12 protein-coding genes are annotated in these 12,902 nt (G+C 71.1%); 8 read left to right on the plus strand and 4 right to left on the minus strand.

Translation table 11 applies throughout. The features are described from left to right. Positions 1-4 precede the first annotated feature (4 nt). Together AB0M48_RS44745 and AB0M48_RS44750 are read right to left on the minus strand one after the other, a co-directional pair. Positions 5-1,279: a sugar ABC transporter substrate-binding protein gene (locus tag AB0M48_RS44745; protein WP_363855220.1), complete on the minus strand. Its 1,275-nt coding sequence runs from the start codon at positions 1,277-1,279 to the stop codon at positions 5-7. 28 nt (positions 1,280-1,307) lie between these two features. Next, on the minus strand, positions 1,308-3,212 hold the full coding sequence (locus tag AB0M48_RS44750; RefSeq protein ID WP_363855222.1) for a beta-L-arabinofuranosidase domain-containing protein: 1,905 nt from the start codon (positions 3,210-3,212) through the stop codon (positions 1,308-1,310). A gap of 189 nt (positions 3,213-3,401) precedes the next feature. Here AB0M48_RS44750 and AB0M48_RS44755 point away from each other — a divergent pair, with 189 nt between their 5' ends. The 3 genes from AB0M48_RS44755 to AB0M48_RS44765 all read left to right on the plus strand — a co-directional run bounded on the left by AB0M48_RS44755 (position 3,402) and on the right by AB0M48_RS44765 (position 6,587). Next, positions 3,402-4,427 (plus strand): LacI family DNA-binding transcriptional regulator, encoded by a 1,026-nt coding sequence (locus AB0M48_RS44755; protein ID WP_363855224.1) that lies wholly within the window; start codon positions 3,402-3,404, stop codon positions 4,425-4,427. Positions 4,428-4,688: 261 nt separating this feature from the next. After that, the gene (locus tag AB0M48_RS44760) at positions 4,689-6,233 is read left to right on the plus strand and encodes an alpha/beta hydrolase (RefSeq protein ID WP_363855227.1); all 1,545 of its coding nucleotides are present in this window, start codon (positions 4,689-4,691) and stop codon (positions 6,231-6,233) included. A gap of 90 nt (positions 6,234-6,323) precedes the next feature. Then, a complete protein-coding gene (locus tag AB0M48_RS44765) occupies positions 6,324-6,587 on the plus strand; it encodes a GlsB/YeaQ/YmgE family stress response membrane protein (protein WP_319986272.1) in 264 nt (87 codons plus the stop codon). A 119-nt stretch (positions 6,588-6,706) separates the two neighbouring features. On the opposite strand, the gene AB0M48_RS44770 is transcribed toward AB0M48_RS44765, so the two are convergent. Next, on the minus strand, positions 6,707-8,026 hold the full coding sequence (locus tag AB0M48_RS44770) for an alpha-lytic protease prodomain-containing protein (protein WP_363855231.1): 1,320 nt from the start codon (positions 8,024-8,026) through the stop codon (positions 6,707-6,709). A 210-nt stretch (positions 8,027-8,236) separates the two neighbouring features. On the opposite strand from AB0M48_RS44770, the gene AB0M48_RS44775 reads away from it, so the two are divergent. The 5 genes from AB0M48_RS44775 to AB0M48_RS44795 all read left to right on the plus strand — a co-directional run bounded on the left by AB0M48_RS44775 (position 8,237) and on the right by AB0M48_RS44795 (position 12,334). Continuing rightward, positions 8,237-9,424 (plus strand): fumarylacetoacetate hydrolase family protein, encoded by a 1,188-nt coding sequence (locus AB0M48_RS44775; protein WP_363855234.1) that lies wholly within the window; start codon positions 8,237-8,239, stop codon positions 9,422-9,424. A 71-nt stretch (positions 9,425-9,495) separates the two neighbouring features. Then, positions 9,496-9,891, plus strand: coding sequence for a GntR family transcriptional regulator (locus tag AB0M48_RS44780; protein ID WP_363855237.1), 396 nt, complete (start codon positions 9,496-9,498; stop codon positions 9,889-9,891). Then, on the plus strand, positions 9,888-10,787 hold the full coding sequence (locus tag AB0M48_RS44785; protein WP_363855240.1) for an ABC transporter ATP-binding protein: 900 nt from the start codon (positions 9,888-9,890) through the stop codon (positions 10,785-10,787). Before AB0M48_RS44780 ends, AB0M48_RS44785 begins: the two co-directional genes overlap by 4 nt. After that, positions 10,784-11,749 carry an ABC transporter permease subunit gene (locus AB0M48_RS44790; protein WP_363855243.1) on the plus strand — a complete coding sequence of 322 codons (966 nt, stop codon included), beginning with the start codon at positions 10,784-10,786 and terminating at the stop codon, positions 11,747-11,749. The genes AB0M48_RS44785 and AB0M48_RS44790 overlap by 4 nt, the downstream gene beginning before the upstream one ends. Before the next feature lie 66 nt (positions 11,750-11,815). Next, on the plus strand, positions 11,816-12,334 hold the full coding sequence (locus tag AB0M48_RS44795; RefSeq protein WP_363855246.1) for a VanZ family protein: 519 nt from the start codon (positions 11,816-11,818) through the stop codon (positions 12,332-12,334). Between the two features lie 76 nt (positions 12,335-12,410). Here AB0M48_RS44795 and AB0M48_RS44800 read toward each other — a convergent pair whose 3' ends face one another. Then, entirely contained in the window at positions 12,411-12,860 is a 450-nt protein-coding gene (locus tag AB0M48_RS44800; protein ID WP_363855250.1) for a hypothetical protein, read from the minus strand. Positions 12,861-12,902 lie beyond the last annotated feature (42 nt).

A 12,902-nucleotide genomic window follows, 5' to 3' on the forward strand; every position in this document is an offset into this window, starting at 1 on the left:
GGACTCAGCCCTGCTGGAGCGACTTGGTTATGGCGGAGTTGCCTTCGGTGAGCGCCTTGTCCGCGTCGCCGAACAGCGCACCCCGGACGGTCCTGAGCCACGGGCTCTGCGAGTCGTTGAAGGAGGCGTTGAAGTTCTGCGCGTACGGCGTCCTACCCTTCGACACCAGGCTGTTGATCGTCACGAGCCGCGGATCGACCGAGGAGTACTTGTTGGACGCCAGGTCGGTGCGCGTGGGTACGCCCTTGTTCTTCGCGACGACCTCGACCTGCGCCTCGTCCGACATCGTCCAGGCCAGGAAGTCCCACGCCTGCGGGGTTCTCCCGCTCGTGGCGCCGATGCCGATCGTGTCGCCGCCGACGAACGTCGACTCACCACCGGTGATCCCGGTGATCGGCGCGACCCCGACCTTCACGCCCTTGCCCTCCATCGCCCCGAGCCACGCGGACGGACCGGGCGCGATGCCGACCTTCCCGCCCTGCAATGCCCCCAGCCAGGTCGGACCCGCCTCGTCCTTCGACGCGGGCGCCGCCACGCCGTCCTCGTACAGCGAGCGGTAGAGCGCGAACACCTCGGCCATTTCAGGCGAGTCGACCTTCGCGTTCCTGCCGTCCCCGTCGAGCACCTCGCCGCCGGCCGCCCACACCGACGGCCACAGCGTGAACTCGACGCAGCCGCCGCAGTTGCCGCCGAAGTAGGTGCCGTTGACCTCCCCGCCGAGCTGATCGATCTTCCGCGCGTGGTCGGCGAACTCCCGCAGCGTGGCCGGCGGCTTCTCCGGGTCGAGGCCCGCCTTCGCGTACAGGTCCTTGTCGTAGAGCATCACCGACATGTCGATGGTGTGCGGCACCGCGAAGTTGCGTCCGTCCCAGGTGGCCGCCTTCACGTGCGAGGGCGCTACGCTTCCCTTGGCGGGGAAGGCCGCGAACCGCTCTGTCAGGTCGGTCCACAGGCCCTGGGAGGCGTACTGGGCGGCGAACACCACGTCGGCGGCGAACAGGTCCGGCAGGGCTTTCGCGCCCGCGGCCGAGGCGAGTTTCGCCGGGTACTCCTCGTTCGGGTACGCGGTCACCTCGACCTTGTTGCGATGCGTCGCGTTGTAGGCCTCGGCCAGGGCCTTCGACACCGGCTCGGTCGCGGCGCGGGTCCACAGGGTCAGGGTCGACCCGTCGTCGGCGCTCGCGGCGGTGGAGTCCGTCGCGGTGCCGTCGCCGCAGGCCGTCAGGGCGAGCAGGCCCGCCGTCACGGCGGCGGCCAGTCGAAGACCTCTCAAGTTCACCGGTGTCCCCTTTGCGTCGGCGGGTGGATCAGGTGGTCGGGAGCCACACGCGCATGGTCGACGGACCTCTGCGGGCCCAGCGGTGGTACGGCACCAGGTGCAGCGACGTCGTGCCGGTGCCCGGGGTCGGTCCGGTTGCCCCGTACGGCCACGGCGCCTCGTCGGGGACGTCGAACCGCGCTCGCACCGCGACTCCCCCGTCGGTGTCGGCGGGCTCGACGGTGACCTCGACTCGCAGGGTGTCGAGGTCACCGCTCTGGCCGTCGACCGATTCGGCGCAGAGCACGATCGGCCCCCGTTCGACGGCGACGCAGCCGCGCACCGCGTCGATGCGCGGGTCGGGACGGGTGAAGCGCGGCCGCATCGGCAGTTCCAGGCGGACCTCCTCCCCTGCCACGAAGTCCCGGCGCACGACCAGGTCGCCGGCCGGGACGGTGCGGCGTCCCTCCGCCGTCACGAGCACCGCGCCGTCCGCCCACTGCGGCACCCGCAGGGTCAGTGGCCACAGCCCGCCGTCGGTCCGGGTGATCCGCACGGTCACCGCGCCGTCGTCGGGGTAGTCCGTGCGCATCGTCAGCGCCACCCTGCGTCCGTCCGCGAGTGCCGTGTCGATCTCGGCGTCGGCGTACTGGTGCACGCGCAGGCCGGCGTCGTCGGCCGTGACCAGGTAGGTCGACAGGCTCGCCAGGAGGCGGGCGATGTTGGGCAGGCAGCAGGACACCTCGAACCACGGGGCTCTCGGCCCGCCGCCGAATCCCAGCTGCTCCTCGTCGTCGGGCAGCGTCGCCGTGGGGACGCGCTGGTGCAGCGTGTTGGCGTAGAAGAAGGAGCGGCCGTCGTCATCGATGGCCGTGGCGACGACGTTGTAGAGGACCCGTTCGATGAAGTCGCCGTAGCGCCCCTCGCCGGTCGCGAGCAGGAGTCGCCAGGCGAGCATGGTCGCGGCGACTCCGGCGCAGGTCTCGGAGTAGGCGCGGTCGGCGGGCAGGACGAAGTCGTCGCCGAACGCCTCGTCCTCGTGCCGCGACCCCATCCCGCCGGTCAGGTAGGTGCGCCGGGCGAGGGTGCGGTCGAACTGCTCGGCGACGGCGGCCAGCAGTTCGTCGTCGCCGTTCTCGACCGCGACGTCGACCGCGCCGCACGCCAGGTACAGCGACCGCACGGCGTGTCCACGCAGGACGGTCGCGGTCAGCACGGGGACGTCGTCGTTGGAGTAGGCCCAGCCGAAGTGGTGGGGCGGCAAGGTCCGGTGACCACGCCGTTCGACGAACAGCGCGGCCTGGTCGAGGTAGCGCTGCTCACCGGTCAGCCGCGCCAGTTCCACCAGCGCCACCTCGATCTCCGGATGACCGCACAGCCCCCACACCCCGTCCGGCCCGAACGTCCGGCACACGTGGTCGGCGGCGCGGCGGGCGACGTCGAGCAGCGGAGTCCCGACGTCGGTCCGCGCCGCGGCCACGGCCGCCTGGAGCAGGTGGCCGGTGCAGTACAGCTCGTGCCCCGACGCCAGGTCGCTGTACCGCGGCCGCTGACCTTCGCGGCCGAACGCCGTGTTGAGGTAGCCGTCCGGTGACTGCGCCGAGGCGATGGCGGCGGTCAGCTCCTCGATGTCGGCGACCATGTCGCGGTCGCCGGTGCGGGCGACCTCCCAGGCCATGGCCTCGACCAGCTTGTAGACCTCCGAGTCGGAGAACTCCCGGCCCCGCCGGTCGGGCGATCCGAGCCCGCCGGTGGTGAAGTTGCCGATCCACCCGAGCCGGTCCATCCACGACCGGGCGTGGCGCATCGTGGCGTCACCGTTGACCTGCTGGCGCGCGGCCCAGAACCCTCCGGTGATCCGCACCTCGCCGAGCCCCAGCGGGCGCAGGGCCCCGCGGGACGGCACGACCGGCCGGCCACCGACGAGATCGGCGTTCCGCGACGTCACAGTCATCCGGGATCCTCCTGCCACCTCGTGCTGGGAACGTTCCCAACCGTCGTGCTGCAGTCACCATGGCGACCGAAATCGTTTTCGGCAATCTGCCATTCGTGTCACGGGAATGTCACCCGCTGCGCTCTCTACACAGGTAGTCCGGCATGACTACAGTCGAATCAGTGGTCGAAAACGTTCGAAAGGTTTTCGGTGAAGAAGAGACGATCCGACGTGGTGACCCTCGGCGACGTGGCCAAACTGGCCGGTGTCTCGATCGCCACCGCCTCCAAGGCGCTCAACGCCCGTGCCCAGGTCGCCCCGGCCACCCGCGAGCGCGTGCTGCGCTCGGCGGCCGAGCTCTCGTTCCAGCCCAACGCGCTCGCCAAGGGGCTGATCTCCGGACGCACCCGCACCATCGGGCTGCTCACCGACGAGCTCGCCGGGCGGTTCTCCATCCCGATCCTGCTCGGCGCGGAGAACGCGCTGGCGAACGAGCAGATGTCGGTGCTGCTCTGCGACGCCCGCGGCGACGCCATCCGCCGCCAGCACTACATCCGCACCCTGCTCGCCCGTCAGGTCGACGGGTTCATCATCCTGGGCGACAGCAACGACCTCCGCCCCTCGCTCACCCGTGACATCCCGGTGCCGGTCGTCTACGTCTACGGCGAGTCCACCGACCCCGGCGACTTCTCCGTGCTCGCCGACGACGAGGGCGGCGCGAGACTGGCCGCCGAGCACCTGGTGTCGTTGCGGCGCAAGCACATCGCCCACATCACCGGCCCCGAGTCCTATCGGGCCGCGCGCGACCGGGTCACCGGCCTGACCGACGTGCTGGCCGAATACGGCCTCACCCTCGCCGGCGGCGCGCCGCTGCACGGCGAGTGGTCCCAGCGCTGGGGCAGGCAAGCCGCCCGGATGCTCCTGGCCACCAGCCCGGAGGTCGACGCGATCTTCTGCGGCAACGACCAGATCGCGACCGGCGTCGCCGACACCCTCACCGACCTCGGCCGGCACATCCCCGACGACGTCGCCGTCGTCGGCTACGACAACTGGGAGATCTTCGCCGCCGACTGCAGGCCCCCACTGACCACGGTGGACCTCAACCTGGAGCGACTGGGCACGACGGCGGCCACCCACCTGTTCGCCGCGCTGGACGGGCAGGCCCGCTCCGGCGTGATCCGCCAGCCGTGCAGGCTCGTCGTCCGCGAGTCCACCGCACCACTGCCCGCCCGGTGATCCTCCCGGCACCGCAACGGCCGTCGCGCGATGGTGAGGGTCCGGGTGCGCAGAGAGCGCTCTCATCCGTCTGGATCGGCAGGCCGCTGTCCCCCGTGAGGACTACAGAAAGGTGTCCACCCCAAGGGGATTCGTGGCGCCGCGGTCTTTCATAGGTTTCGTTGCGACGGCGTCAGTGCGTCGCAACGAAACTGGAGGGCAAGGGCGTTGAAGACCATGCAGCGGTCAGCAGGAACCGGTATCCCCCGGAGAGTCACCAGGATGGTGATCGCGGTGGCCCTCACCGCCGCCGCGGTGGCGGCCTGCGACGCCGGCGCGGCGGAGAACGCGCCGGGCGAGGACGCACCACCGGTCGTCGGCGAGGCGGCCGCCACGCCGCGCATCGCCTGGGGCACATGCCCGGCGTTGGCCGAGGGCGCCAGTCGCGACCCCCGGCTCACCTGCGGGACGGTGAAGGTGCCGCTCGACTACCGCGACCCCGATGGGGAGAAGATCGAGGTGGCCGTCTCGAAGCTGCCGGCGGCGAAGTCCCGCGACCGCCGCGGTGTCCTGCTGCTGAACCCCGGCGGCCCGGCGCTGCCCGGCCTCGACGCGCCGAGAGCCGTGGCGCCGACCCTGCCGCAGTCGGTGCTGGCGGCCTACGACCTGATCGGCTTCGACCCGCGCGGGGTCCAGCACAGCACCCCGCAGAGCTGCCGCCTCGACGACCCGTCTCTCGTCGGCCTCTTCCCGTACCCGGCCGCGGACGGCTCGATCACCGCGAACGTCGACCGCGCCCGCACCGCCGCCGAACGGTGCGCGACGAACGCCGGCAAGAAGCTCCGGCACTTCACCACCGCCAACACGGCCCGCGACATCGACCGCATCCGCACGGCGCTCGGTGAGGAGAAGATCTCCTACTGGGGCCAGTCCTACGGCACGTACCTCGGCACCGTCTACGAGTCGCTGTTCCCGGAGCGCGCCGATCGGGTGATCCTCGAAGGCAACGTCGACCCCACGAAGGTCTGGGCTCACGCGAAGGACAACTGGGGCAGGGCCATGTCGGAACGCTTCCCCGACGCCGCAAGGGTCGCCGCGGCGCAGCACGCCACGCTCGGACTGGGCGGCACCGTCGACGAGGTGACCCGGAGGTACCTCGCACTCGCCGACCGCCTCGACCGCACCCCCGCGCCCGTGCCCGGCACTCCGCTGGCCCTGACGGGTTCGATGCTGCGCACCGTCACCTACAGCCTCCTGCTGGACAACAAGACCCTCCCGGTGCTCGCGCAGTTCTGGAAGGCCGCCGTCGCGCTGGCCGACGGCACGCTCACCGAGGCGGACAACCAGGTGCTGCAACAGGTGTTCGCCACGCCGCCGCCGACCCCTGGCGTGCCGGCCGACAACCAGGCCACCATGTTCCTGGCGTTAACCTGTGGTGACGCGCGGTGGTCCGGCGACATCGGCGAGTACGCCCGCCGCACCGCCGAGGACCGCGCGGCCTGGCCGCTCACCGCGGGGATGCCCGCCAACATCTGGGCGTGCGCGTTCTGGCCGAAGCCGATCGAAGAGCCCGTCCGCGTGACGGGCAAGGGACCGCGCAACACGCTGATCCTGCAGAACCGCAGGGACAACGCCACACCGTGGGAGGACGGCCTTGGGCTGTACAAGGCCCTCGGCAGGCGAGCGGCTTTCGTCGGCGCGGACAACGGCGGGCACTACGTCTACCACCAGGGCTCCACGTGCGTGGACGAGGCGACGGTGACGTTCCTGACCACCGGCCGGCTGCCGGACGAGAAAGTCCACTGCACCGACGTCGCCCCGCGGTGACGCTGGACAACATCACCTCGGCGAGCGGTTGAACGATGATCCGGTCGGGTAGCCGAATCGAGCAAGGCAATCGACCACCAGGAGGCTGACGTGATCGGGTTCATCGTCGCCGGCCTGATCATCGGTGCACTCGCCCGACTGATCAAGCCCGGCAAGCAGAACCTCGGCATCGTAGCGACGCTGTTGCTGGGGCTGGTTGGCTCCGTCATCGGCGGAACCATCGCCAACCTGCTCGGCACCGGGGACATCTTCGAGCTCAACGTGCTGGGCTTCATCGTCGCCGTGATCGCCTCCGTGCTGCTGATCGGCGTCGCAGAGGCCGTCGTCGGCCGCAACCGCACGAGCGTGCGGTAACGCCGGACTGACCCCCACGGCCCCGGTCACCGCACAGGTGACCGGGGCCGTTCCCTGCCCGCACAAGAAGCCGCCCCCGGCGGCTGCAGCCGTCGGGGGGCGGTGGGAGCGCGTTGCCGTCAGAGCCGCTGCCAGAGGGCAGGGGTGTTCGGCGGCTCCCATCCGGGGACGGACGTGTGCGGCTGGATGACGCGGTAGGACGCGCCGCCGTAGGTGACCTGGGCGCCGTCGCCGTAGTTGGTGTACGGGGCCCACGAGCCGCCACCGCCGGGAGGCGTGGTCGTCGTGGTGGTCGTGCCGGTCGGCTGGGTGGTCGTGGTGGGGCCGGCGGAGGTCACCAGACGCAGGTTGTAGACCTGCAGGATCTCGGTCAGCGGCTGGAAGTAGATGGTGCCGCCGGACTGGCAGTTGCCGGACCCGCCGGAGGTGACGCCCTGGGCCTGGTCGCCGGTCAGCCACGAGCCGCCGGAGTCACCGGGCTCGGCGCAGGCGTTGGTGCGGGTCAGGCCGGTGATGGTGCCCTCGGGGTAGGTGACCGAGGCGTTCTTCTGCTGGATGGTGCCGCAGCGCCAGCCGGTGGTGGAGCCGGAGCGGCAGACCGAAGCGCCGACCGGAGCCTCCTGGGAGCCCGCGACCGGGACGGTGCCCGGGTAGCGGTTGACCAGGGCGCGCGGGGTGTTGCCCGCGTCGGTGCGGACCCAGGCGTAGTCGTTGCCGGGGAAGCTGCTGCCCTGGATGGTGCCGCCGGGGTTGGAAGTGCGGCCGCCGGTGGATCCGCAGTGGCCCGCGGTGACGAAGCCGCCCTCCACGGCGAAGCCGATGGAGCAGCGGCCGCCGCCGGGAACGCCGTAGGGGTTGCCGCCGATGACGTCGATCAGCGGCTTGGGGTCCTCGGTGCTGGCCTCGAAGGCGACGATGTCGCCGCGCAGACCTGCCTCGGCCGTCCACGCCTTGGCCTGCGCCTCGCCGCCGGCGCGGGCGAGCACCACGATCTTGTTGGTGCGCACGTCGACGTACCAGCCGGGGACGGCGTCGGGTGCGGTGGTGGCCTTGGCGTCCAGCTTGATCTTCGCGCTGTCCAGGGCGGACGCACTGTGCTTCGCCGTGGTGGCGACGGCGCCGCGCGAGCGCACCGCGTTCGCCAGCGCCGGGTCGGTGACCGCGACGGTGAGCGTGCGGCCGGTGCCGTCCAGCCAGGACCCGGCGTACGCCGGGCCGAGGCGCGACTTCAGCGCGGCGTCGGTCTGGCCTGCGACCTTCTCGGCGTCGAGGCGCTCACGCGCCTGCTCAGAGGAGATGCCGAGGTCTCGGGCCATCGCGGCCAACATGGCGGGATCAGCCGTGTCGGCCGCGGTGGCGCTGGTTGTCAGCGCCACCGCGATGGTCAGCCCGGCCGCCGTGACCGCCGCTGTGGCGGCGGCGATGAGCTTGCGGTTCATGTCGCTCCTTGCATGCAGGGTGATTGCGCGCACACCGTACGACGGGGATCGGGTAAGTGGTACATACCAATTGGCCATAAGGGCGGGGCGCGCTCACGACCCCTGCGGGGTTCCACTCGCCGATAGCGTGGGGACCTGCAACCGGGCTCTGCGACCGGGCGGCTCCGGTCCCCAGGCGACCGGACATCGGTGCGAGCAGGAAGGATTTCCATGGGGATCTCGCTCGACACCGTGACCGTTCTTCCGCAGGACGCGGCGACCGCAACTCTTGTCGCGCGGGTCTTCGACCCGTCTGCGGGCGGCGCTTCCGTCGTGACGATCCGCGGCGAGGAGGTCGTCGACCTGTCGCCGCTGGCAGCGACCGTGTCGTCACTGCTCGAGCGCCCGGACGCGCTGGAGATCGTCGGGAACCACCCTGGCGGCACGTCGTGGCCACTCGCGGAGGTGCTGGCCGCTACGACGAACCCGGCCGGTGCCGTTCCCCGGTTCCTGGCACCGGTCGACCTGCAGGTGCTCAAGGCCGCCGGCGTGACCTTCGTCCGCAGCATGCTCGAGCGGGTCATCGAAGAGCGCGCCGACGGGGATCCCACGCGGGCCGAGGAAGTCCGCCAGAAGGTCGGCGCGATCGTCCAGGGCCACATCTCCCACCTGAAGCCGGGGTCCGCGGAGGCCGCGGAGGTGAAGAGGGTTCTCCAGGCCGAGGGCCTGTGGTCGCAGTACCTCGAGGTCGGTATCGGCCCGGACCCGGAGATCTTCACCAAGGCCCCGGTGCTCTCGGCGGTGGGACTGGGAGCCGACATCGGCGTTCTCGCCCGCTCAGCCTGGAACAACCCCGAGCCCGAGCTCGTCCTGGTGGTGGACTCGCGCGGGAAGCCGGTCGGCGCGACGCTCGGCAACGACGTCAACCTGCGCGACTTCGAGGGCCGCAGTGCTCTTCTGCTCACCGAAGCGAAGGACAACAACGCTTCCTGCGCCATCGGACCGTTCCTCCGGCTGTTCGACGACGGGTTCACCCTGGCGGACGCCAAAGCCACCGAGATATCCCTGGAGGTCACCGGCCCCGACGGCTTCGAGCTGCACGGCGTGAACCCGGTCTCCGAGATCAGCCGGGAGCTCGAGGACCTCGTGTCCCACGCTTTCGGCGCCCACCACCGCTATCCCGACGGCTTCGTGCTGTTCACCGGCACGATGTTCGCTCCGACCGAGGACCGGGACCAGCCCGGCGAAGGGTTCACCCACAAGGTCGGGGACGTCGTACGCATCTCTTCGCCTCGACTGGGCGCGTTGACGAACGTCGTGAACACCGCCGAGGACGCGGAGGACTGGACTTTCGGCATCACCGCGCTGATGGAGAACCTCGCCACCCGCGGCCTGCTGGGCTCACGCACACAGGCGTGAAGCCGCTTCTCCGGCTCGACCGCCTCTTTGCTGCTTTACTATGGCACTAGTAAAGCAGCAAAGGGGCTACCGTGTTCGTCTTCCGGCTCGACACCCACTCCGGCGTGCCGCCGTACCTGCAACTCGTCCAGCAGGTCCGCCAGGCGGTGCTGCTGGGCTTCCTCCAGCCCGGTGACCGCCTCCCGCTCATCCGCGAGGTGGTCGAGGACCTGGCGATCAACCCGAACACCGTCGCCAAGGCGTACCGGCAGATGGAGCAGGAGAACCTGGTCACCGGCCGGCCCGGCCAGGGCACGTTCGTCGACGAACAGCAGTCGGCCGCGATGTCCGCATCGACGTACACGTCGCTGCACCGCGGCCTGGCGACCTGGTTGCGCCGCGCCTACGCGGCCGGCCTCGACGAGCAGGCGGTCAACGCGCTCTTCACCTCCGTCCACCAGCAGACGAGGAACGAGGGCGTGGCGTGACGGCGACCGGGTTCGCGCTGCGCACCGACGGTGTGGGCAAGCGGTACCGGAAGGGCTGGGCGCTGCGCGACTGCACCCTGGCCCTGCCGGCGGGCGGCGTGATCGCCCTGGTCGGGCCGAACGGCGCGGGCAAGACCACGCTGCTGCGCCTGGTCGTCGGGTTGCTGGCACCGAGCACCGGCACGGTGGAGGTCCTCGGCCACGACGTCACCGCCAGCACCCCGCACACCCTGTCCCGGATCGGGTTCCTGGCCCAGGACCACCCGCTGTACAAGCGCTTCACCGTCGCCGAGATGCTCCGCTTCGGCCGGGCCTGCAACCTGCGGTTCGACCAGGGGCTCGCCGAGCGCCGGCTGGCGAAGCTGGGCATCCCGCTCGACCGCAGGGCCGGCACGCTCTCCGGTGGGCAGCAGGCCCAGGTCGCGTTGGCCCTTGCCCTGGCGAAGCGGCCGGACCTGCTCGTCCTCGACGAGCCGGTGGCCAGCCTCGACCCGCTGGCCCGGCACGAGTTCCTGCAGGTCCTCATGGGCGCGGTGGCCGAAGGCGGGGTCACCGTCCTGTTCTCCTCCCACGTCGTGCACGAGCTGGAGCGCGTCTGCGACCACTTGATCGTGCTCAACCAAGGCCGGGTCACGCTCACCGGTGACATCGACACGCTCCTCGCCGAACACCGGCTGCTCGTCGGCCCGCGCACGGCCACCGACGTCGACCGGGCCGGTGCCGTCGTGGAGGCCGTCCACAGCGACCGGCACACCACCCTGCTGGTGCGCGACGGCGGGATCCCGGCCGCGCCGGGGTGGCAGGCCGAGCCGGTCTCGCTGGAGGACCTGGTGCTGGCGTACCTGCGCCGGCCGTCCGAGCCGAGCACCGCGGTCACGTCGGAGGTGCCGGCGTGACGTGGTTGATCTGGCGCCAGCACCGGACCGAGGTCTGCGTCCTGGGCCTGCTCGTCGGCTTGTTCGCCATCGCCCTGCTCGTGCTCGGGACGCAGGCCCACGACCTGTTCCCCGGCGGTCCCGCCCGGTGTGCGGGAGAGGCCGGTGCCGACGAGGCCTGCACGGCCTCCTTCCGCCGGCTCGACGAGAGGTACGGGTTCGTCGAGAACCTCCTGGCGGCCTTCTACCTGGTCCCCGTCGTCATCGGTGCGTTCCTCGGCGCGCCGCTGCTCGCGCGCGAACTGGAGGACGGCACCTGGCAGCTCGCCTGGACGCAGGCCGTGCCGCGGATGCGCTGGCTGGCGGCCAAGCTCGCGGCACTGGCCGGCGTCACCGTCGCGCTCACCGGGATGTTCACCGCGGTGCTCACCTGGTTCCGTCGGCCGTTCGACGCGTGGGAGGGGCGGTTCCAGTACGACGCCTTCGACCTGGAGGGACTTGTCCCGGTGGCGTACGCGCTGTTCGCGTTCGGCGTCGCCACCGCCGCGGGGGCGGTCCTGCGGCGCAGCCTGCCCGCGTTCGGCGTCGCGTTCGGGGCGTTCCTCGCCGCCCGGATGTCGGTGGCGCTGCTGGCCCGTCCCGCGTACGCCACGCCGCTCACCACCACGGAGCCGATCCCCGTCGGCGGCTCGAAGGGCCAGGCGGGACACCGCTCCGCTGACTGGGTGATCGAACACGGCTACGCGGACGCCACCGGGCGCAGGCTGAGCTCGACCGAGTACTACGAGCTGGAGGGCGCCGCCGACCGGGCCGGCACCAACCTCGACCAGTTCCTGCACGCGCAGGGCATCCAGCAGTTCCGGGTCCACCACCCGGCCGACCGGTTCTGGACGTTCCAGCTCATCGAGGCGGCCCTGTTCATCGCCGTCGCGGCGGTCCTGATCGGTGTGGTGGTGTGGCGGGTACGGCGCCGTGTGATCTAGTGCGCCGACCCGCCGCCAGTAGGCTTCCAAGTTCGGATTCCGTTGTGGGGCGAGGGGTTCTGAACTGTGCTGGATCAGGTGCGGTGGGCACTGGACGCCGTCGTCTTCGTGCTCTCGGATCCGCTGACCGCGGGCGGTGTGGTGGTCGGAGCGGTGGTGCTGGGCACGAGCGCGTGGTTCGCGGCGCGGAGGTCCGGGTGGCGGCCGGTTCCCTCCGTGTTCGCGGGGATCTTCCTCGGCCTGGTGCTCGCCCTGACGTTCTCGCGGTCCCAGCCGAGCTGGGCGTTGGTCGGCACGCAGTTCTGCCTCCTCAACGGCTTCTCGCTGAACGGGGTGTCTGAGCTCTTCAACGCGCTGCTGTTCGTGCCGCTGGTGTGGTGCGCGGTGCTCGCGACGCGACGGCCGCTCGCGGTGCTGATCGCGGCGGTGGCGTCGAGCGCGCTGATCGAGGTCCTGCAGCCGCTCGTCGGGCGCGGTCTGTGCGAGACGCAGGACTTGTTCAACAACAGCGCCGGAGCCGTGGTGGCGGCTGCTCTTGCGGCCGGTTACGTGGCGTTGCGCGACCGCACGGCGGTACACCGATGAACGGGCCTGGACGAGGTTCCCGGCTGACCACCCTCGTGGGTGTTCCCGGCGAGGGAACACCCACGAGGGGTTCGTGTCAGGACTCGCCGAACGCCCTGCCGGAACAGATCGGCGTCTCGCCGGACTTCACCAGGCAGACCCGGATGGCCACCGGGGTGTTCTCCCCGATGTTGCCGCTCGCCCAGCCACTGCAGTAGGGCGACGCGTGGCCGCGGGTGTTGACGACGCGGTCGGTGTCCCAGGTCGCGCCGGGGTTGATGTCCAGCTGGGTCTCGATGCCCCAGCCGTCCGCCAGCGTGTCGCAGGCGCGGATCGCGTCGCCGGGCACGCTGCCGTCCGGGTCGGCGTTGAAGTCGCCGTACCCCGCCAGGGCCGATCCCGCGTAGATGTTGATCCCGGCGTCCGCCGACTGGATGCCGAGCTCGAATCTCACCTGCGACTCCGGGGCCGCGCTGGCCTGACCGCCCACCAGCACCAGGCCCATCGTGCTGGCCAGGACCGCGAGTGCCGTGAAGGTGCGCTTCATCCGTTTTCCTTCCGTCGAACGGGTTTGTGCACCGCCATTCGT

This window comes from Lentzea sp. NPDC051208, from assembly GCF_040682435.1.
In the GTDB taxonomy this organism is placed as follows: Bacteria; Actinomycetota; Actinomycetes; order Mycobacteriales; family Pseudonocardiaceae; genus Lentzea; species Lentzea kristufekii.